The 20,620-nt window shown below is 52.7% G+C and carries 12 protein-coding genes and 2 rRNA genes (1 of these 14 running past the window's edge); 2 read left to right on the plus strand and 12 right to left on the minus strand.

The features are described 5' to 3' along the window. Nucleotides 1–291 precede the first annotated feature (291 nt). Nucleotides 292–939: a YitT family protein gene (locus ACGG9R_RS07625; protein ID WP_390153493.1), complete on the minus strand. Its 648-nt coding sequence runs from the start codon at nt 937–939 to the stop codon at nt 292–294. Nucleotides 940–1,080: 141 nt separating this feature from the next. On the opposite strand from ACGG9R_RS07625, the gene ACGG9R_RS07630 reads away from it, so the two are divergent. Then, the gene (locus ACGG9R_RS07630) at nt 1,081–1,251 is read left to right on the plus strand and encodes a hypothetical protein (RefSeq protein ID WP_390153496.1); all 171 of its coding nucleotides are present in this window, start codon (nt 1,081–1,083) and stop codon (nt 1,249–1,251) included. Between the two features lie 644 nt (nt 1,252–1,895). Here the strand turns inward: ACGG9R_RS07630 and ACGG9R_RS07635 are convergent. Next, nucleotides 1,896–2,501, minus strand: a complete 606-nt coding sequence (locus ACGG9R_RS07635) for a DUF1847 domain-containing protein (protein WP_390153499.1) — start codon at nt 2,499–2,501, stop codon at nt 1,896–1,898. Between the two features lie 402 nt (nt 2,502–2,903). Here ACGG9R_RS07635 and ACGG9R_RS07640 point away from each other — a divergent pair, with 402 nt between their 5' ends. After that, the gene (locus ACGG9R_RS07640; protein ID WP_390153502.1) at nt 2,904–4,499 is read left to right on the plus strand and encodes a potassium/proton antiporter; all 1,596 of its coding nucleotides are present in this window, start codon (nt 2,904–2,906) and stop codon (nt 4,497–4,499) included. Nucleotides 4,500–5,714: 1,215 nt separating this feature from the next. Here the strand turns inward: ACGG9R_RS07640 and typA are convergent. From typA to ACGG9R_RS07690, 10 genes are all read right to left on the minus strand, one after another. After that, a complete protein-coding gene (gene typA / locus ACGG9R_RS07645) occupies nt 5,715–7,535 on the minus strand; it encodes a translational GTPase TypA (RefSeq protein ID WP_022105963.1) in 1,821 nt (606 codons plus the stop codon). 412 nt (nt 7,536–7,947) lie between these two features. Next, nucleotides 7,948–9,834, minus strand: a complete 1,887-nt coding sequence (locus ACGG9R_RS07650) for an ABC-F family ATP-binding cassette domain-containing protein (RefSeq protein ID WP_390153506.1) — start codon at nt 9,832–9,834, stop codon at nt 7,948–7,950. A gap of 564 nt (nt 9,835–10,398) precedes the next feature. Beyond that, nucleotides 10,399–11,760 carry a type II secretion system protein GspD gene (locus ACGG9R_RS07655; protein WP_390153509.1) on the minus strand — a complete coding sequence of 454 codons (1,362 nt, stop codon included), beginning with the start codon at nt 11,758–11,760 and terminating at the stop codon, nt 10,399–10,401. Between the two features lie 35 nt (nt 11,761–11,795). Then, nucleotides 11,796–12,341 carry a hypothetical protein gene (locus ACGG9R_RS07660; protein ID WP_390153512.1) on the minus strand — a complete coding sequence of 182 codons (546 nt, stop codon included), beginning with the start codon at nt 12,339–12,341 and terminating at the stop codon, nt 11,796–11,798. Between the two features lie 89 nt (nt 12,342–12,430). Beyond that, nucleotides 12,431–13,996 (minus strand): hypothetical protein, encoded by a 1,566-nt coding sequence (locus tag ACGG9R_RS07665; RefSeq protein ID WP_390153515.1) that lies wholly within the window; start codon nt 13,994–13,996, stop codon nt 12,431–12,433. Further along, nucleotides 13,989–15,161, minus strand: coding sequence for a hypothetical protein (locus ACGG9R_RS07670; RefSeq protein ID WP_390153518.1), 1,173 nt, complete (start codon nt 15,159–15,161; stop codon nt 13,989–13,991). The genes ACGG9R_RS07665 and ACGG9R_RS07670 overlap by 8 nt, the downstream gene beginning before the upstream one ends. A gap of 149 nt (nt 15,162–15,310) precedes the next feature. Next, nucleotides 15,311–15,757: a hypothetical protein gene (locus ACGG9R_RS07675; protein ID WP_390155129.1), complete on the minus strand. Its 447-nt coding sequence runs from the start codon at nt 15,755–15,757 to the stop codon at nt 15,311–15,313. A 524-nt stretch (nt 15,758–16,281) separates the two neighbouring features. Beyond that, nucleotides 16,282–17,673 (minus strand): hypothetical protein, encoded by a 1,392-nt coding sequence (locus ACGG9R_RS07680; RefSeq protein ID WP_390153521.1) that lies wholly within the window; start codon nt 17,671–17,673, stop codon nt 16,282–16,284. Between the two features lie 1,098 nt (nt 17,674–18,771). Further along, nucleotides 18,772–18,888, minus strand: a 5S ribosomal RNA gene (gene rrf, locus ACGG9R_RS07685). Between the two features lie 85 nt (nt 18,889–18,973). After that, a 23S ribosomal RNA gene (locus ACGG9R_RS07690) occupies nt 18,974–20,620 on the minus strand (it continues 1,279 nt past the right edge of the window).

Here is a 20,620-nt window from a genome sequence, read left to right on the forward strand (position 1 = left end):
CAATTTCAAAAGTTACATGTTTTGATTTCATAAGAATTCCTCCCTAAAATACAAGCACCATACAACACGCAGTAAATTCTATTCCATGATTATAAAAGGAATATTAGAATAAATCAAGCGTGATTTTAATTTTTATTTCTATTTAAACAAATTTCCCATTAAAAAATCCCCTAAAGCAGCTTGGTTATTTACCTTGTCTGCTTTAGAGGTATCATATCATTTCTGAATCTCTTTTTGCTTGGCGATGAAACAGCGCATTCGCCCCTTGCTGCCCCGCATGGGCTTCCCCGTCTACCCGATCCGCAGCACGCGTCTCCCCTCTTCCCATCTGCTCAGGTGGCGGAGGAAGAAGCGGGCGATGATGCCGGTGATGAAGACGGAAATCAGCGTGCCCTCACGGACCCCTTCGACAGAGCCGAGCTCCAGATAGGAGAGGCAGATGGCGAGTGTCACGAGGATCCCATCGTTTGCGATCTTGACCTTACCGAAGTCTAGGTGATAGGTGTCTGAAATGGTATAGACGAGTCCCTCCCCCGGAAGCTTCAGGACGTCCGCGATGCCCTGAAGTGCCACCCCCAGAGAAACCATGGACGCGCCGAGTAAGAGAATGATGAGCTTTTGCCAGTAAACGTCCGGCGTGATGTTTCCGAAAGCCTGCATACAGAGGTCGATGAAGGCCGCAAAAATCATCGTCATGGGCGCCTGCAGCAGCTGCACCTTCGGGAATTTCTTTTTCAATATCAGCATCTGTCCCAGAAGGAAGACCATATTGACCACAAAGGTCGTCTCCCCGAACGTGAAGGGAAATGTCTCGCTCATGACATAGGGCAAACTGGAGATCGGAGAAGTCCCGAGAAAGCTTTTCACCACCAGCACGATGCCGGCGGATTGGATCCATAAAGCCACTAAAAAAAGCAGCCAACGGCTGACAACAGACATGCTATTCCTCCTTTATAGTAAGTCTATTGTACGGCGAAGACTGCTCGGGTGTCAAATGATTCAGGGTGCAGGTTGATGGGTTCAAGGTTCAGGGTTAGCCCGCAGGGCGGGTCGCCCTTTGATTCCGTTTGAAAGCCTCGCATGAATAAGAAATTAGAAATGCGAAATGGTGGTGCGGTGCGAAAGATAATGAAGCGCCGCAGAATTTTGATAGCGCTTCGCGCCGTCGTCATCGAAAGCGTTGCCGAGAGATCTCTCCTGCAGAACGGTCAGCTTGCTAATTGCGCTGTTTCAACTACCGCTTGCTTCTAATCCCTAGCCAACAGTCACTCCTAATCCCTAATCCCTAGCCACTCATCCCTGCTTTCAAACTTGTGGTGGCGGCTTCGCCGCGAGTATATATAGGGCGATGCCCGAAAGTTTCTTGGCTGGCAGGTTTCCCTTTTAGATTTTTCAAACATCGACCGCCTGACCGCAAACGAAAAAGATTCCTCCACTTCGGTCGGAATGACGATACGAGATTACCGCTCCTCTAAAACTCCGCGACGCTTAGATCCTTCATTCCTAATTCGAGCAAAGATTTCATTCCCCATCAAGGGCAATGTTATTAAGTTAAGGAAATCGTTAGCTACGTAACGTCTTGCTTCCCCCTTCGGGGGAAGTGCCGAAGGCAATATGTGCAAGCGAACTGGATTTTTAGGAGCGTAGCGACGCTAAAATCCAGTGAGACGCCATTTCGAGCGCAGCGAGATGGGGCATGCTAGCGGTATAGCGTGCTATGTTGAATAGTCCAATGCTATCGATATTCCAACACTTTCATGCAATACCGCTACGTAGCCCCCTCACCCCTTCGGGGAGCTCCCCCGATGGGGAACCAAGAACGTTCTGCCGCTTAACTTAATAGCATTCCCCATCAAGGGGCAGCACGCCCTCGGGACTAACCCTGAACCTCCAAATTATATCTCATCCTCGTCCTGAATATGCAGCTTCTTTCTCCAGTATCTCGAGTAGATCGCGCCGAGCGGATTGTGCGCAAGAAGTCTGTCTTTCACGACAAGAGATGTGACGGGGCCTACTGCATTCGAGGTGAAGATCGTGTCATGTCCCACGCAAAGGCCGCAGATGATATTGAGATCCACGCCTTTTTCTGCCAGAAACCTTGCCTGATACTTCGGATTGCACATCGCTTCATGCTCCGCTTCCGGATGCACCTGCTTTAAGCCGAAGTTTTTCTTCGCAAAGGAACAGTTCTTGCAGCAGAGGGAGTAGACCTCGAAGCCCTGCTGTCGGAAGTATTTCACGATGTACCTGGCTTCTTCATGAAGACCGATGCAGAAGGCCAGTCCGAGCTTCTTGTAGCCCATCCGTTTGGCAAATTCAGCGGTCTCCTGCAGACGGCAGATGTCGCTGTAGTATGTCCCTTCGACATAGGCCGCCGCCTCCATGATTTTCCGCTCTTCTTCGGTATAGGCCTTACGGATCTCCTCTTCTTTCACACCCGTACAATTCGCCCCACGGGTATAGCAGGCATGATGCGGGCAGTTTGCACAATCAGCTTTCATGATGGTTCCTCCTTTTATTTTTACACCTGTCTTTATTATAGCGCAAAAAAGAAAGTTAGGGATTGGGGAGTGAATGGTAACTGGTGACTAGGGACTAGGGGGGATGGAACGTCATTCACCATTCTCGCCCCTTCCTTTGGAAGGGGCAGTCGAGCGCAGCGAGACGGGGTTGGTCGCGCGCTTGTTGAAAATACGGTTTCTCCGTGTCGTCATCCCAAGAAAACAACACCTGTGTGCTACCTCTTTCTACTTTCGCGCGTCCTTTATCGGTCTGCAAGGAGGATTTCTCGACTTCGCTCGAAATGACGATGCACATGAAACGGCTTCCACCATTGTTCTTTCTCTTTCTTTCCGATACAATAAAGAAAATCGTTTTCCACTTGTCGTAAAAGGAGACCGCCTATGACTTCTTTCCTGCTCTTGACGGCCATTGTGATCTTTGCCTGTGTGTTTTTGAACCGTGTCTCGGACAAGCTCGGCATCCCTGTGCTTCTCGCCTTTATCCTGCTCGGTATGTTTTTCGGCTCGGATGGTCCCGTCAATATTGCTTTTGAAAACTACAACTTTGCTGAAGAGATCTGCTCGACCGCACTCATCTTTATCATGTTCTACGGGGGCTTCGGGACGAACTGGTCCATGGCAAAGCCTGTCGCCGCCCCTGCGATCGTGCTTTCGAGTGCGGGCGTCGTCGTGACAGCCCTTTTGACAGGCGGATTCATCCACTTCATCCTAGGCGAACCATGGCTCCTGAGCTTCCTCATGGGGTCGGTCATCGCCTCGACTGACGCTGCATCCGTCTTCTCCATCCTCCGTGCGAAAAGGCTGAATCTCAAGTATCACACCGCCTCGCTCCTGGAAGTAGAGAGCGGCAGTAACGATCCCGCCGCTTACATGATGACGATCATCTGCATTTCTCTCATGCATGGTTCCGCTGACCTTTGGGGGACGCTTACGCTTCTCGCAGCGCAGATCGTTTTCGGGCTTGCCTTCGGCTTCGGCATCGCAGCCATCTCGAAGTGGGCGCTGAAAAAGACCGACTATCTCGCAGGCGGCTTCGACATGGTACTCTTGACTGCCATCGCTATCTTCGCCTATGCCGCTCCGGCAATGCTGGATGGAAATGGCTACCTCTCCGCCTATATTGCCGGCATCATTTTAGGAAACAGTGATTTCCCCGGAAAGCGCTCGATCGTTCATTTCTTCAATGGCGCAACGAATCTTCTCTCCATGATGATCTTCTTCCTGCTGGGGCTTCTCTCCACGCCATCGAAGCTCCCTGAGATCGCATGGCCCGCTTTCCTCATCGCGCTCTTCCTGACCTTCGTGGCAAGGCCTCTCGGCGTCTTCGCTCTCCTTGCCCCTTTCAAAACGCCCGCTGCCGCAAGCGCTCTGATCTCCTTCGCAGGCCTTCGTGGCGCCTCTGCCATCGTCTTTGCCATCGTTGCTTATACGCAGGCGCCGGTGAATGACATCGTCTTCCATGTCACCTTCTTCATCGTTCTTCTTTCCATCCTCTTTCAGGGCGCGCTTCTGCCTTTCGCAGCGAAGAAGCTCTCTATGATCGATCATGAGAGTGATGTCATGAAATCCTTCACCGACTACACGGAAGAGATGCCGGTACAATTCATCCAGTTCACCCTGCCCGCGGGGCATGCGTGGTGCGGGCAGGCGCTCTCGGAGATCGCATTCCCTCCTGAAACGCTCGCCATCCTTCTTTCCCGCGGCGCCGAGAAAATCATCCCGAATGGCGACACGAGGCTCTCTGCCGGAGATACGCTCGTCCTTTCCGCTTTGAGCGTCGCTCCTGTCACAGGTCTTGCCCTCTCAGAGATCCATGTCACGAAGAAGAGCCGCTATTACCAGAAGAGTCTCTCCTCTCTCCACCTCCCCCACGGTCATCTTGTCGTCCTCATCCTAAGACAGGGAGAAGTCATCATCCCGAAAGGAGATACCGTACTCGAAGCGGGAGACGTGATGGTCATGAATGGAAAAAATTAGGGACTAGGGATTAGGAAATCCTCACCAACTGAGCAGACCCCTGGAGAGTAATGCAATTAAGTTAAGCGGCAGAACATTCTTGGCTCCCCATCGGGGGAGCTGCCCAAAGGGCTGAGGGGGCCACGTAGCGGTATTGCATGAAAGTGTTGGAATATCGATAGCGTCGGACTATTCAACATAGCACGCTATACCGCTGGCATGCCCCTATTGCCTTCGGCACTTCCCCCGAAGGGGGAAGCAAGACATTACGTAGCTAACAATTTCCTTAACTTAATAGCATTGCCCGAAGGGGGAAGCAAGTCATTACGGTGCTAACAATTTCCTTAACTTAATAGCATTACCCTGGAGAGGGGTCGCGCCAAAGGCGCCGGATAGAGTGCCCCGCAGGGGCACAACTCTACGTAGCTGTCAGCGTCCCATCTGCGTGAATCGTTTTTCGGCTATCCCCAAGCAACCCACTGGCGTTAGGTTTCACCGGTTCAACATGTTCTACAGGTTCAGCGGGGAAGGTGCAGCGCATTTCGTCATCCTGAGCGGTGAAAAACGTCGTGTGTTAGGAAATGGCTTATCTTAAATATGAGAACTGAGTCGAAGGATCTAAGCGCCGCAGAGTTTTAGATAGCGCTTCGCGCCGTCGTCATTTCGAGCGTAGCCGAGAAATCTCTATGGCAGAGCGCTCATTGCCTGATGTGAGACAGCACCAAGACAACGTTTTTCCTCGGCGCATGCACGCTGATTCCCGCAGGGCAGTAGAGATCCCTCGGCTGCGCTCGGGATGACGATGCCGGAGAATCCCAGTCACCAGTCACTCCTAATCCCTAATCCCTAGCCACTCCTCCCTGCTTCAAATTTCGAAGGAAAGAAATCCTCGCAAGCTGAGCAGCCCCTGGAGAGGGGTCGCGCCAAAGGCGCCAGATAGAGTGCCCTACAGGGCACAACTCTACGTAGCTGTCAGCGTCCCATCTGCGTGAATCGTTTTTCAGTGATCCTCAAGAGGCCTACTGGCCGTTCTGCAAAAATCTGCCTCTTCGAGGCAGTCTATCCCTGGCCTTCGGCCTGCCCCTTCTCCAAGGGGCGACGCATTTTACGTGATTCCAATAATCCGTAGTGCTTTCATTGTATGATGCGCCGCACCACCATTCTTCATTTCTCATTTTCCTCCTTCTCCTCCAAATAAAAAACGAACCCTTGCGGGTTCGTTTTTTTATTCAGCGATTACTGCTGGCTTTTCTTTACATTGGCACTCTTATATCTAGCCTGACGGGAAAGAACCATCTTTCTCATACGGATGTTTTCCGGAGTGACTTCGACGAGTTCATCATCATTGATCCATTCGAGCGCCCCTTCCAGCGTGAACTTGCGGCATGGCGGCAGCTTGATGGCATCATCAGAGCCGGAGGCACGGGTGTTGGTCAGATGTTTCTTTTTGCATGGGTTGACATCCATATCCTGATCACGGGTATTTTCACCGATGATCATGCCTTCATAGACTTCGACGCCCGGTTCCAGGAAAAGCTCACCACGGTCGAGGACAGAGTTCAGGCCGTATGCGGTGGTGGTGCCAGATTCGAAAGCCACGAGGGAGCCTCTGGTTCTGCCCGGGATATCACCCTTGTATGGCGCATAGCCCTGGAAGACATGGTAGAGGATACCTGTGCCGCGGGTGGTGGTCAGGAGTTCATTACGGAAGCCGATGAGGCCGCGGGCCGGGATGGAGAATTCCATCTTCATATAGCCTGCGAGTTCTTCCATGGAGATCATTTCTGCTTTTCTCGGTCCAAGACCTTCCATGACAGCGCCCATGAATTCCTGCGGTACTTCGATGGTCAGACGTTCGAGCGGTTCGCACTTCTGTCCGTTGATTTCCTTGAAAATAACCTGCGGCTTGGAGACTTCGAGTTCGAAGCCTTCACGGCGCATGGTCTCGATCAGGACGGAGAGGTGGAGCTCGCCGCGGCCGGAAACCTTGAATGCATCAGATGTTTCCGTGTCTTCTACACGAAGAGCCACGTTCGTTTCGATTTCCTTGTAGAGACGGGCACGGATATGGCGGGAAGTGACGAAGTCACCCTCACGGCCGGCAAATGGGCTCTTATTGACATGGAATACCATGGACAGGGTCGGTTCGTCGATGTGGATCGCCGGCAGTGCTTCCGGGTTCGTCGCATCAGCGACCGTTTCACCGATATTGATATCTTTGAAGCCAGCCATAGCGATGATGTCGCCGACCTTCGCTTCATCGACAGGTGTACGTTTCATGCCCTGCCAGTGGAAGAGCTGAGCGATATGGTCGCTTCTGATCTTTTCGCCATCGGTGATAGCGACAGGCATCCCCTGCTTCGCGGTACCGCGGGTCACACGGCCGATAGCGACCTTACCGAGGTAGTCATCCGCTTCGAGCGTGGTGACCATGACCTGCAGGCCGGCATCCGGTTCGCCTTCCGGGCATGGGATATACTTCAGGATCGCATCAAAGAGCGGGTCAAGGTTCTTGCCTTCATCATTCATGTGGAGCTTGGCGATGCCGCTTCTTGCCGATGCATAGAGCAGCGGGAAATCGAGCTGGTCATCGTCCGCATCGAGTTCCATGAAGAGCTCGAGGATCTCGCCTTCGACATCGGAAATACGCTGATCCGGACGGTCGATCTTATTGATGACGACGATCGGCTTCAGCTTGTGTTCCAGCGCTTTTCTCAGGACGTACTTCGTCTGCGGCATCGGGCCTTCATGAGCATCGACGAGGAGCAGTACACCATCTACCATGTTCAGGATACGTTCAACTTCGCCGCCGAAGTCCGCATGCCCTGGGGTGTCGACGATATTGATCTTCACACCGTCATGCATGACAGAGGTATTTTTCGCCAGGATCGTGATGCCGCGTTCACGTTCCAGTGGATTCGAGTCCATGACGCGTTCTGCGACCTTCTGGTTATCTCTGAAAATGTGGCTCTGCTTCAGCATGGCATCGACCAGAGTCGTCTTACCATGGTCGACGTGAGCGATGATGGCAATGTTGCGGATATCTTCTCTTTTCATTTCTTTCCTTTTCCCCCTCGGGCAACCTATTGCGCCTAGGCGCACTTTTTTTTGATGATGACTTCACGCTATGGTGAAGCCGTCAAGTTATCATATATTCGGAAATACAATTTATTATACCACGTATACGCAAGAGTAGGAAAATAATTTTTTCGTGAAGGCTGAACCATTCGCCTGAAGCGCCGTATGCACGCTCTCCGATACGTTGTTTTCTATTGCCCGTTTTCATCCCATCAACGGTGTCATGGCCGACGAAAAGCGCACTTCATTTCAGTCAGGATGACGATATGGGAATATCATTTCTTCACTGCACCGTCATCCCGAGCGGACAGTTCATACCAGAGGAAAGAGCGGAGATCGAAGGGGCGGATGCCATCCGTATTTTTCGAAAGGCGCCTCTCCTCTAGGTTTCCTATTCCATTTTCGCGGCAAGCTCGTCCCATTTCTCATAGAGAGCTTCGAGCTTTTTCTGTGTTTCGTCGTACTCGGCGGCGAGATCTGCATAGTTGTCCGGATCCATGCTCATCTGCGCGGTGTACATCTTGACCGTCGCTTCGAGGCGGCCGATCTCCATTTCCACATGGTTGAGTTTTTCCCTTTCTACGGCCGAGACTTCCTGCTTCTTCTGGTGTTCCTTCTCAGGCGCAGTCTTATCTTCCTCCGGCTCTTCTTCTACAGTCTCTTCCCCGCTGCGGTCTTTTTCAAAGGCTTCGAGGTCGAGCTTTTTCTCTTTATAGTAGCTGTAGTTCCCGAGGTACTCGGTGAGCTTTCCATGTTCCATTTCTACGATGCGGGTCGTGATCTTATCCAAGAAATAGCGGTCATGCGAGACGACGAGTGAGGTGCCGCCGAAGGCCTGGATGGCCTGCTCCATGATCTCCCTCGTAGGGATATCGAGATGGTTCGTCGGTTCGTCGAGGATGAGGAAATTCGGTTTCTCGAGAAAGAGGCACAGGAGCGAGAGACGTGCCTTCTCTCCGCCGGAGAGCATGGCGACCTGCTTGAATACGTCATCGCCGCGGAACAGGAACATACCGAGGATATTTCTGGCTTCCTTCTCTCCGAAATTGAAGGTGTCACGCACTTCGTCAAGGACGGAAAGCTCGGGATGGAGTCGCTCCTGCTCCTGCGAGTAGTAGCCCATCTTCACATTATTGCCGAGCTGGATGATGCCGCTGTCTGCCGTCTTTTCTCCCGTGATGAGCTTCAGAAGCGTGGTCTTGCCCGCGCCATTCGGGCCGATGAGGCCGAGTACTTCCCCTTTTTTGATGTGAAGGTTCAGATCCTGAAAGATCAGATGATCCTTGTAGGAGGCTTTCGCACGCACGATGTCGAGTACCTTCTCCGCACATTCCTGCGGCGGATCAAAGTGGAAACGGAGCGTCGCCTGATGAACAGGCTTATCGAGACGCTCGAGGCGGTTCAGCTGTGACTGGCGGCCGCGCGCCTGCTTCGCCTTGATGCCTGCCTTGTAGCGTCGGATATACTCTTCCGTTTCCTTGATGTGCTCCTGCTGCTTGTCGTAAGCCTTCTGGTAGGCTTTGTCCTGGTTCGTCTTTGTCTCCAGATAGCGCGAGTAGCCTCCGCGGAAGCTTCGGATATGATGGTTCTCCAGATCGATGATCCCCGTCGCCGCTGCATCCAGGAAATAGCGGTCATGGGAGATCATGAGGATCCCGCCTTTGTACGAGCGCAGGTAGTCTTCGAGCCACTCGAGCATGCCCATGTCGAGGTGGTTCGTCGGTTCGTCCAGGAGAAGGAAATCCGGATGGCGCACGAAGGCGGCGGCAAGGTTGATACGAACCTTCTGCCCGCCGGAGAAGGCGTGGATGTCTCTGTCCCAATCCTCCTCTCTGAAGCCGAGCCCGGTCAGGATCTTTTTCGTCATCGACTCATAATCATAACCGCCTAAGAATTCAAATCGCTCTTCCGCCTTGCCATACTGCTCAATGAGCTTCTCATCGTCCTTGTGCTGCTCGAGCTCTTTCGTCAGCGCTTCGATGCGATCTTTATAAAAGAGGACATCCCGCCACGCCTCCTCCATTTCCTCGCGGATGGTATGGGAGGTGTAATTGAAATCCTGACGGAGGTAGCCGATGATGGCACCGTCGCTCGCCTTGACGGAGCCTTTATCGTATTCCTCGTCACCGCGAATGCATTTCAGGAGCGTCGTCTTGCCCGCGCCATTCGCACCGACCAGACCGATGCGTTCCCCGCTTCGGATGTCAAAGGACACATTTTCAAAGACAGTCTTGATGCCGAAGGATTTCGACAGACCGTTGATACGTAGAATTGCCATAGTAATACTCCGTGGCCGGCATGTAGCATGTCGGTCTATAAAAATAGTTTATAGGTTCAGGGTTCAGGGTTAGCCCGTAGAACGTGCTAACCCTCGATTGCGTATGAAAGAGGGGGCGCGGGTTCTACGGGTTCAAAGGGGTTGGTGCGGCGCATTTCGTCATCCTGAGCGGAGAAAAACGTCGTGTGCTAGGAAATGGCTTATCTGAAATAGGAGAACTGAGTCGAAGGATCTAAGCGCCGCGGAGATTTGAAATTAGCGGTTTTCTCGTATCGAAAACCTAATCCCTAGCCACTAATTCCTAGTCACCAGTCACTCATCCCTGCTTTCAAACTTTTTTGGGGTATCCCTTCACCATATCATCATCGAAAGCGCAACCGAGGGATCTTTCTTGCACTGCAGTCAGTATCACATAAGCACATACAGGGAAACGACGCCTTGGTGCTACGTATTTCTGCGTTCACACATTCTTCGTTTATCGGTCTGCAAGGAAGATTTCTCGCTTCGCTCGAAATGACGATATGGGAGTCTGATGTCTCCTAGTCTCCTAGTTACCAGCCCCCTTTATTCGATGACATCCGCCCTGATAAGTATAATGATTTCCGACTCCTCCAGACTTTTCCCATGACTTTGGAAGAGTTTTCCCAGAAGCGGGATGTCTCCTAAAATAGGTACTTTGCGGAAGGTCTTCCCTTCCTCTTTATCGATGAGACCGCCGATAGCCAGGAGCTGCCCGGATGCCAGACGCACCATCGTATTCGCCGAGCGCGTGATGATGCGGTACGCTTTCATCTCAGGGACAAGGTAGGGCGTCGAGACTTCTGCTTCCACATCAGCGGTGATCTCATTGTCCGCACTGATAATGGGGGTATATGTGAGCTTGATGCCTGCGTCCTTGTACTCTGTCGTCGTGGTCTTCACGCCATTTTCCATATGCTCTACGATGACCGGGATGCGGCTCCCGATCAGGATGTCGGCTTTCCTCCCATTCATCGTGACGACGTGCGGCTTTGCCAGTACTTTTGCCTTGCCTTTAGTGACCAGTGCATTGAGATTTGCCTGAAAGAAGAAGGTGTAGGGATGCCCGCCCGGCGCACGTCCATAGGAGATCCCGGCATAGCCATCAGGGATCGTGACGTCCCAGCCGCTTTTTTCAATGTTTCGGATCTTGGGATTTCCATCACTGTCGTACTTGATATTTCCATCTTCCCCCAGTACATAGTGCTGCTCCGTCCAGCTGTCACGGTCATAGTCCGCGCTGCCGGTGAGGCTTTTGAAATTCCAGTCCAGCCCCAGCTCTTTGGCCGAGCTTTTATTGACTGCGATGACTTCCGCCTCCACCTTCACCTGCTTTTCGGGGATATCCATACCGCGAAGGAGCGCATCCACCTGCATCAGCTCGGCCGGCGTCCCACTCACAAGCACGGTATTGGCCGACTGGTTATAAGACACCTTGCCTTTGGATACCATGTCCGTCAGGCTTTCGGCAACTTCCTTGGCATTCGCATAGGAAAGGCGGTATGACTTCGCAAAGATGCCGGACTCTTTCTCCGTTACGGAGGAAAAAATAATAAGCGTACTTCCCTCTTTCCGCCCGGCAAGTCCACAGGCCGCCATGATGGATGTCATCGCTTCTTCCGGCGTCACATCATCCAGACTGGCCGTGACCCGCTCCTTCACGTGAGAAGAGAAAATGACATTCTCTCCCGTCATCTCCGCGAGTCCCCGCAGTACCTCTGCCACAGGAGCGTCGCTCACATGCAGGCTGACCTTCTTCTCCTCCGGGGCTGGCGCCATCTGTACAATGGCCTCACCCGACTTTTTCTCCGGCATCCGGAGATCGCGGGAGGAAAGCTCTTCGGCCATCGTCTCATGTGCGCTGGTATCCAGATCCAGCGCCCGGACAGAAATACCGCTGCAAAGCAAAAATGCACAGCAAAAAACAGCCCCCGCCGTTCTTATCAGCGGGTGCTGAGTGTGAAAACGCCAGAAGCACCGGCGAGTGTGACCGTCTTTCCCTGTATGCTGGAAACATTCCATAGTCCTGCCTGCTCTCCTTCTTTGACCGTGTACGTCACCCCATGGACCTCTATGACCGCTCGCTTCTCACTGCCAAATGACATGACACCCATGAGACGCGGCACATCAGATGCGTACGCCCTTTTCTCTTTTGCCGATCCGGCAGAGAAATTCGCCGTGCGAGGCGCAGAAGAAGGCAAAGAGACGCCTGCCGTTTCCACAGGCATCGTCTTTTCCGTCATCGCCTCCATATGGAAGGGGTCAGCAAGCGGCTTTCCCCTGATATAGGATGATGCATCATAGACGCGGCGGCTCTCTTCCTGCGGAAGCATCGAAGAGGAAGAAGCCCCTTCCGATGCAGTCACGGGAGGCATCGCCTTGGTTTTTTCAGGAAACAGCTTCGACGCTGTCCCCATGCCCAGCGATCCCCAGAGGATCAGAAGAGCCACAAGGGCAAGCCCCAGCGGCAGTGCCCATTTTTTATCCATGGAGCACCTCCGAAAAAAGTGACCGATACAGGCTCACCCGCCGTAAGGGAAATACGGATCCGATCATTGTCCGAGCGAATCAGCATTTCCTAGAATCTAAAATCCTTCGGCATCAGCATGAACTGGGTTTCCCTTTCGATATCATCGTAGCGGATCCAGGCATAGAAGGAATGCATGTCGCGGTAGTAGGTCCAGTAGCGATGGTTCAGACGGCCATACTTGGTATCGACCGTCCATGCCAGACTGAAAGCATCATTCTTCGTCGGCTGCACGCGCACGCCAAAGTCGAGCGGCTTATCACTGGTGTACGAGTCGTAGCGATACGGCGTAAAGCCATTGATTTCACGATCCGTATAATAGATCCAGCCCTGCACGCTGCGGTAGCCGCCGGAAAGCCCCATGCTGTAATAGGTGTTTTTTCGGATGTTCCCGCCGTTATAGCTGTAGTAGTCTCTCATATAGCCGGCGCGCCATGAAAAACGCATGAATTTCCCGAGCTTCCATGGATCACTGGAAATATAAGCATCGTAGCTCTTATGCTGTCCTTTGCGCCCGTCTTCTTCCCAGTAACCGATTTCCCCCTTCGCGCCCACGTAGAAGCGTGAGCCACCGAGGTAAAAATGCTTCGAGTCAAATTCCAGCGACGGCCGTTTCTTGACCCAGATACCGCCATCATCATTCGTGCTGCTTTCCTCTTCGGCATAGTGGAAATTCAAGCCGCCTACCGGCGTCTGATAGCGCACACCTACATCCGGTTTGTATCCTGCCTTCGTGTACCAGCGGTTTTCCATATACGCCGTCAGATTCATATCCGCATCGAGCGGGATCTCGATCCGGTTATGCAGTCCGAAACCATTGTCACTGTCAAACATCGGACGCGGAATCAGTGTGAACGGGCTAACCCGCTTCTTCTGAAGGGAACCCTTGTACGTCGAAAGCGTCACAAGGACCGTATTCTTCGCCATGAGCTTTACATTATGCGCGATATACTTATCCCCCGGATAAATATCGATGGAGTCAGCCTCAATGCGATAGTCCGGCACCTTCGCCACCGCATGCTTCGTCGTGAAGTAGCCATGCTCGATCACTATGTGATTGGCATTCTTGTCATATGTACCGCTTTCGCCCTGAAAATAGTACGTCCCGCTGTCCCAGCCGGACACCTTTTCGAAATGTCCGACAGCGGCCTTCGCGTCATAGTCAGCGCGCGCCGCCTTGAGATCTGTCGTCGGATTCTTCCAGACAAGCTCCCCCGGGACGACATACTTTTGAGAGATCGTATTTCCATAGACATACTCGGTCTGGTAGGTATCCATCATGTGCTTGATCTCTACGCGCCCGAAAGCTGCCACCTCTCCCGTGGTATCATTGTAGCGCATTTTATCAGCCACGACCGTAGCCGGATGCTCTTTGGAAATCCCGGTATCCGCCGTTTCCTTATTCTTTTTCCTGTCTTTATCCTTTTTGGCCGTTTCCCGTGTCTCCTCCCCGTCATAGGAAGGCCGCAGTACACCCTCGCTGACGGAATACTCCACATGGGTGGTATCCTCTGGCGGCAGCTTTGGGGAAACAGGTGCCGCCGCCGCTTCAGCAGCCAGCGAAGGCAGCAGAAGGGCAGAAAGAAGCACCGCCTTTTTCCAGTTATGATTATTCATTTCTCATGATCACGACAGAAGCTGCCTCATTATCGGTCTTGGCGGAGTCTGCCGTTTCCTTTACTGTAGAATCCTTTTCACGGGCTGCTTCCAGTTCCGCTTTGGCACTGTCACTGATTTCTGCCTTTGGCGCAGGAGCTGCGGTCTCCGGCGCAGCCGTCGCCGTCACCTGATTATCCTCTGCCGCAGTTGCAGTGGCCGCAGAAGCTGTGCGCACGACATGCTTTCTAAGGACGATGTGCGGCGCGCCTTCACGGAGTACCAGCCCCTTCGTCGTGACAGGCTGCGCCGTCTGGATATAGAGCTCGCTGCCAGCGGGGAGCACAGCATCCTTACCTTTGACAAAAAGCCCGCCCACAAGACCGATCGGCCCCAGAGCCAGCGCGCCGATGGTAGAGGCGCCGACAGCCGCTGCTTCCATCTTCAGCTTTTCCTTGGCTTCCGGTCCCAGCACAGTCGGGATCGCTTCGTCATCCACAGAGAATACCTGATCGAAGGAGACATCGACCTTGCCGCTGCGGCCAAAGCTTTTCGGGCGGCTGACTTCCGTTACCACGCCACTGCCCTGTGTGCCGCGAGGCAGCACCAGCACATCACCGACCAGAACATCTTCCTGTACCGTGAAGGAGACCGGATCTCCGACCTGGCTCGTCTTGCTGCCCACATCATCATTCAGTGCCACTTTGAAGACCGTATCCGCCGGCAGCTGGACCGTCTTCATTTCATAGTGCTGGTCTCCATAGACTGCCTGCTCCAGGCTCTGCATACGTTCATCCAAAGCCCCCTTCTTCGCTTCGCCCAGCACCGCTTTTTCCAGATTATCCATGCGGACCGTCAGATTATCCGTGCTGATCTCATCCGTCAGATAGTATTCCATCGCATTCATACGGTTCGAAATCGCCGGAGTGCGATCGTTGTCATTTCTCACCACATCCGCATACAGATTGTCGATACGATGATCAAGTCCGCTGGCCGATGTATTCCCCACGCCGTAGATCACATTATCCGCCTGATCCGCACGGCCGATGAGAGACCCGCTCTGCACCGAACCATAGAGGACTTCATCTACACGGTCGATCTTTTCCGCCAGCGTTGCCACATCCTCTGCCATGACAGGCATCGCCATCAATGCAGCCAATCCTGCTGCCAGTAATGCTTTTCTCATATATTCCTCCGAAAATAATCAAATAGTAAAAGTTCATGGTTCAGGTGACCGCTTCTTCTTATGAAGACAGGGCTATGTCCGAAGGACTATGGAAAAACGGATCCTCCCATCCAAAAGCCGCTTGGTCTCCCTGTCTTTTCCAGCGCCCATCACACCCGAACATCGATCACTGCCGACACGCCAACGCCCTGAACACGGGAGAACGAGGTCGGATTCACACTATCCATCGGGATGAGCCCCTTGATACGGAACAGCTTGTCATTCCAGCTGATCTCCAGCTGCCCGACCGCCTTCACCTTCTCTACCTGATCGGCATCGCCGATGACCTGCGCGGCCCCGATATATCCTTTATTTCCAATGCTGACGATCGGCACCACCTTTGTGGCGTAATTCGTGCCGGCGCCTTCTTTCATCATGACCGAATTGATCGCGCTATTGATAGAAGCGCCATATTTATCGACCAGTATCGCAATACCGCCGACCTTGACCACACCGCCAAGGACACTGCCCAGATTGAAAGCCGATACCTGCGTCAATGCGCCTGCACCGATCATCGCCGCCGCCAGTGCACAGACCGCCAGTCTTTTCATTTTCATCATCATGCCCTCCTTATAGGAAATCAGTTTCACTACAGAAGTTGAACTGCGAGTACCAGACACTCTCTCAAAATCTTCTCTGACATAGCGTCTCGGATACCACAAAGCCATACTCTCTCAGCCTACAGTTATTTATTATTATACCGTCTTAGAGCGGGTTTGTGCAATAAAAAAGCGCGATTTCAGTCATCGCGTTTTCTTGAATATTGAACCGCATACCTTCCGCCAATCGCAGTAAGATAATGTATTCAGATGATCTACGTCCAGACACGTACTATCGATCAGATATCGCTACGGATGTCTGATCAAGGGGATACACTTTTTCATTCGTCCATTCAATGTAGATGTCCCGGCACAATCCACCTTGCTTCCCAAGTCTGGGATCCCTGCATGATATCCTGCCACACAAAAGGCACCTATCAGTTGCAGCCAGCCTATATGACCATTTTCAAAAAAACTTCGCGCATGTGCAAATCACTTTTGCCCACGCCTCCGTCTTCTGCCATTATTGATAAAAGCAATACCTACGGCGACTTCCTCGTCGTTTCCTTTTTCCAGCGGACGGTAAACTCAAAGAGCCCCGTGCGTGTATTCTTCTTCCGACTCTTCAGCTCCGTGAGGCCGCCCCACGCTCGCGTGAGATGGCCTGTGAAATTCGAAAGATCGGTCGTCTTCTGTGAAGTCCCTTTCAAAAGGACATCCTCTCCCTCTGCGGAGATCTCCGATAGCACGACACCTTGCGGCATACCATCAGCAAGCAATACCAGACGCTGCTCCCAGTGCGGATCTTTGGCCTCCTCTTCCTTTAGCATCGCAAGCAGAGCTTCTTCCTCCTCACTCGCCTTTTTCATCTCCGCCCTCTTCACTTTCATTGGAAACAGCGCCTCATTCTCCGCCAGCTGCGCCTTATCCTCCCGATAAGCCGAAAGAAAGGATGCACAGGAAAAGAGGAAAAAGGCTACGCCGAGCGCACATGCTCCCTGCGCGATGCGAAGCTTTCGATTCTCCTCCGTCAGAAAAGGACGCTCTCCCATGAGAAGAGGCAATGCCGTCCCCGCATGACTTACAGCAAGCACCACACGCATAGCATCATCCCAGTATCCGCCTTCCTCCAGATGCTCCGTTTCGAGCGTGACTGCCTTGCTCCCCTCGTCCTCTGTCCCTTCTGCCGCAAGAAGAGTCAGCTCCTTTTCCAGGTAAGAAAGCCATGCTGTCCGCTCCTTAGTCCCACAGCTCTCCAGCGGAACCAGAAAACATGGAAGAGAAGACATCCCATACAGATCCATCTGCCGCTCTATGAACAGCGAAGCCTTGCCCTCATCTGCCAGATGCAGGATGCGGCTCTCCCAGAGATCCCCGCTGCGGAAAAGAAGCATCGCCGAACGGCGGCGCATATATAGAATAAAGTGCGCTCCCTCTTGCAAAGGAATATCCGTCACAGGAAAGGCACGGGTGATGGTAAGCCCCGCCTCATGCGCTCCTATCTCCCAAGCCCCGAGATCCACGCGCGGCAATGCATGCAAGAGTGCTTCCCAGCCCTCTTCATCATGAGAGAGCACACGATGCCCCATGGCGATCGCTTCCTCGGTATGAAAGACGCGATCTGCCTCCCACTCCATCGATTCAGCAAATTCCTCCTCCGTCATCTGCGGATATCTTTTCCTGCTCCATCGAAGCGACTCTGCATTCACCAAAAGCCAGAGCTTCTTCCCTCGAAGTCCGGCAGCCTTCAGTGAGAGGAAACACTCTTTCAAATTTGGCGTATCACCATCGTAGTCCGCCTGCCACTGTCCCAGTCGCTTTCCTTCTACCGTCTCCACAGCGCAGAGCTTCCCCGCCAAAGGAAATACGACCGTCCGCACCCGCTTCTTCTGCCACGCCACGACACGCTCTCGGATCCGGTTCATCAGCTCCATAAAGAGTCTCCTTCCTGAATGACGAAATCATTATATAGCTATACTCTAGCAGGTTCATAGAAATGCAGCAATGGGAAATATGAATTCCCCATCCATACGCCCAATCCACGGAAGACAGGTTTCCCATTTTCATTCACACGCATACACCGTTTCACGGTGAGCGAAAAAGATGTCTCGCTATCGCTCGAAATGACACACGGAAGGGGATCACCCCGCATCGTCTTTCATACAGCTCCCTACGTATGCAACTTTCGCCAGACGCGTTCCCCCCTGTTGCGAGGGACTTGCGTCTCTTCGAGGCACTCTATCCTGCGCCTTTGGCGCGCCCCTTCTCTAAGGGGCTACTCATATCGTTGTTATGACTGGCAACCCGTGACTTGAATACCACTTTCGGGCATCGCCCAATAAAAAAAGGCGGCGCTCAGGTGCTTTCGCAAGCAGCACAAATGCGCCTCTCTTTCCCCTATGCGACCTTCTGTCTTTCATACCATAGTCACCCTATCCGCCCCTGCGGGGCACCTTCCCCTCGAGGGGAAGGCTGCGATACGAGATTACCATCCTCTAAAAAAGGCGGCGAAGCCGCCCTTGTGAATCTATCCGCTCCCCAAGTACCGTCATCCCGAGCGCAGCCGAGGGATCTTTATTGCACTGCCGCCATATGCACACATGCGCCCTCACTCAAACGACACCTTGGTGCCTCCTTTTTCGCCTTTCCCTCGCTCACGGTTTACCGGTCTGCAAAAAAGATCCCTCCACTTCGGTCGGGATGACGTTTAAGGGAAACGGATAGTCTCACATAGTTTTTCATACCGCTGCGTAGAGTTGTGCCTCTTCGAGGCACTCTATCCTGCGCCTTTGGCGCGCCCCTTCTCTAAGGGGCTACTCATATCGTTGTTATGACTGGTAACCCGTGACTTGAATACCACTTTCGGGCATCGCCCAATAAAAAAAGGCGGCGCTCGGGTGCTTTCGTATGCAGATTTGCAGATGTGCTTTCATATTAATCAGCGGCTTGTTCCTCCCGGCGATTCCAGCCAACCAAGAATGTAAGACAAAGTAAAAAGGACCAACCATTCACATGATTGATCCTTTTTAGTTAATCAGCAGCTTCCTATCCTCCCGGGCCGCTTCCAGCCAAGTACTTTCGGCGTTTGTGAGCTTAACTACCGTGTTCGGCATGGGTACGGGTGTATCCTCATAGCTATCGCCACTGAATCGTTGAGAGTGTCTGTTCTCTCAAAACTATATAGAAGAAAAGTTTTCCGAAGGGCTTCCGCCACTTGGTCGCGCTTGTGAAATTCAAGTTAAGACCTCGACCTATTAGTACTGCGTCGCTCCAACCCTTACGGGCCTTCCACTCACAGCCTATCAACCTCATCGTCTTTAAGGGGTCTTACTCATTGCTGATGAGAAGTCTCATCTCGGGACGGGCTTCACGCTTAGATGCTTTCAGCGTTTATCCTTTCCGGATGCGGCTTTCCAGCCGTGCCACTGGCGTGACAACTGGTACACCGTTGATCCGTCCACTCCGGTCCTCTCGTACTAGGAGCAGCCTCCCTCAAACTTCTTGCGCCCGCGATGGATATGAACCAAACTGTCTCACGACGTTTTGAACCCAGCTCGCGTACCACTTTAATGGGCGAACAGCCCAACCCTTGGAACCTACTCCAGCTCCAGGATGTGATGAGCCGACATCGAGGTGCCAAACCTCCCCGTCGATATGAACTCTTGGGAGAGATTAGCCTGTTATCCCCAGGGTAGCTTTTATCCGTTGAGCGATGGCCTTTCCACACAGTACCACCGGATCACTAAGCCCGACTTTCGTCTCTGCTCGACTTGTCTGTCTCGCAGTCAAGCTCCCTTCTGCCTTTGCACTCTTCGGTCGGTTTCTGTCCGACCTGAGGGAACCTTTGGGCGCCTCCGTTACTCTTTCGGAGGCGACCGCCCCAGTCAAACCGCCTACCTGAGATGGTCCACGAGGTTGTTAGCCTCCGTGTTAGAATCTCAGCAATACAAGGGTGGTATCCCAACATCGACTCAGTATAAGCCAAAGCCCATACTTCAAAGTCTCCCACCTATCCTGTGCATGCATCACCGAGATTCAATCTCAAGCTGCAGTGAAGCTCCATGGGGTCTTTCTGTCCAGTCGCGGGTAACCTGCATCTTCACAGGTATTTCAATTTCACCGGGCCCCTCGTTGAGACAGTGCCCAAATCATTACGCCTTTCATGCGGGTCGGAACTTACCCGACAAGGAATTTCGCTACCTTAGGACCGTTATAGTTACGGCCGCCGTTCACTGGGGCTTCAGTTCAATGCTTCGATTGCTCTGACATCTCTCCTTAACCTTCCAGCACCGGGCAGGCGTCAGCACCTATACTTCAGCTTTCGCTTTCGCAGGCACCTGTGTTTTTGGTAAACAGTTGCTTGGGCCTCTTTTCTGCCACCTTGTTCTGTTCCAGGGGTTTCTCCCTTTCGCTTACTTAAGGTCATCCTTCTCCCTAAGTTACGGATGCAATTTGCCGAGTTCCTTAACGAGGGTTTTCCCGCGCACCTTAGGATTCTCTCCCCGCCTACCTGTGTCGGTTTACGGTACGGGCGGATACTTTCTCACTAGAAGTTTTTCTTGGCAGTGTAGGATCTATGAGTTCGTCATACTTTCGTATAACTCCCCATCGTGTCTCTGCTTTTAGAATCAGGGATTTGCCTCCGATTCAACATACGCACTTGGACGCGCTCTTCCAGTCGCGCGATCATATGCCTTTCTGCGTCGCTCCATCGCTCAAACGATTGTATCCGGTACAGGAATTTCAACCTGTTGTCCATCGCCTATGCGTCTCCGCCTCGGCTTAGGTCCCGACTTACCCTGAGACGACGATCGTTGCTCAGGAACCCTCGGGCTTTCGGTGGAAAGGATTCTCACCTTTCTTTTCGATACTCATACCGGC

The organism is Dialister sp. i34-0019-2H8, assembly GCF_042846925.1.
Taxonomy (GTDB): Bacteria; Bacillota; Negativicutes; order Veillonellales; family Dialisteraceae; genus Dialister.

Excerpts from the sequence above, each read along its gene's own strand:
- ACGG9R_RS07625 (WP_390153493.1), bottom strand. The coding sequence starts at position 939 with ATGTCTGTTGTCAGCCGTTGGCTGCTTTTTTTAGTGGCTTTATGGATC.
- ACGG9R_RS07630 (WP_390153496.1), top strand. The coding sequence starts at position 1,081 with ATGAATAAGAAATTAGAAATGCGAAATGGTGGTGCGGTGCGAAAGATA.
- ACGG9R_RS07635 (WP_390153499.1), bottom strand. The coding sequence starts at position 2,501 with ATGAAAGCTGATTGTGCAAACTGCCCGCATCATGCCTGCTATACCCGT.
- ACGG9R_RS07640 (WP_390153502.1), top strand. The coding sequence starts at position 2,904 with ATGACTTCTTTCCTGCTCTTGACGGCCATTGTGATCTTTGCCTGTGTG.
- typA (WP_022105963.1), bottom strand. The coding sequence starts at position 7,535 with ATGAAAAGAGAAGATATCCGCAACATTGCCATCATCGCTCACGTCGAC.
- ACGG9R_RS07650 (WP_390153506.1), bottom strand. The coding sequence starts at position 9,834 with ATGGCAATTCTACGTATCAACGGTCTGTCGAAATCCTTCGGCATCAAG.
- ACGG9R_RS07660 (WP_390153512.1), bottom strand. The coding sequence starts at position 12,341 with ATGGATAAAAAATGGGCACTGCCGCTGGGGCTTGCCCTTGTGGCTCTT.
- ACGG9R_RS07665 (WP_390153515.1), bottom strand. The coding sequence starts at position 13,996 with ATGAATAATCATAACTGGAAAAAGGCGGTGCTTCTTTCTGCCCTTCTG.
- ACGG9R_RS07670 (WP_390153518.1), bottom strand. The coding sequence starts at position 15,161 with ATGAGAAAAGCATTACTGGCAGCAGGATTGGCTGCATTGATGGCGATG.
- ACGG9R_RS07675 (WP_390155129.1), bottom strand. The coding sequence starts at position 15,757 with ATGAAAATGAAAAGACTGGCGGTCTGTGCACTGGCGGCGGCGATGATC.
- ACGG9R_RS07680 (WP_390153521.1), bottom strand. The coding sequence starts at position 17,673 with ATGGAGCTGATGAACCGGATCCGAGAGCGTGTCGTGGCGTGGCAGAAG.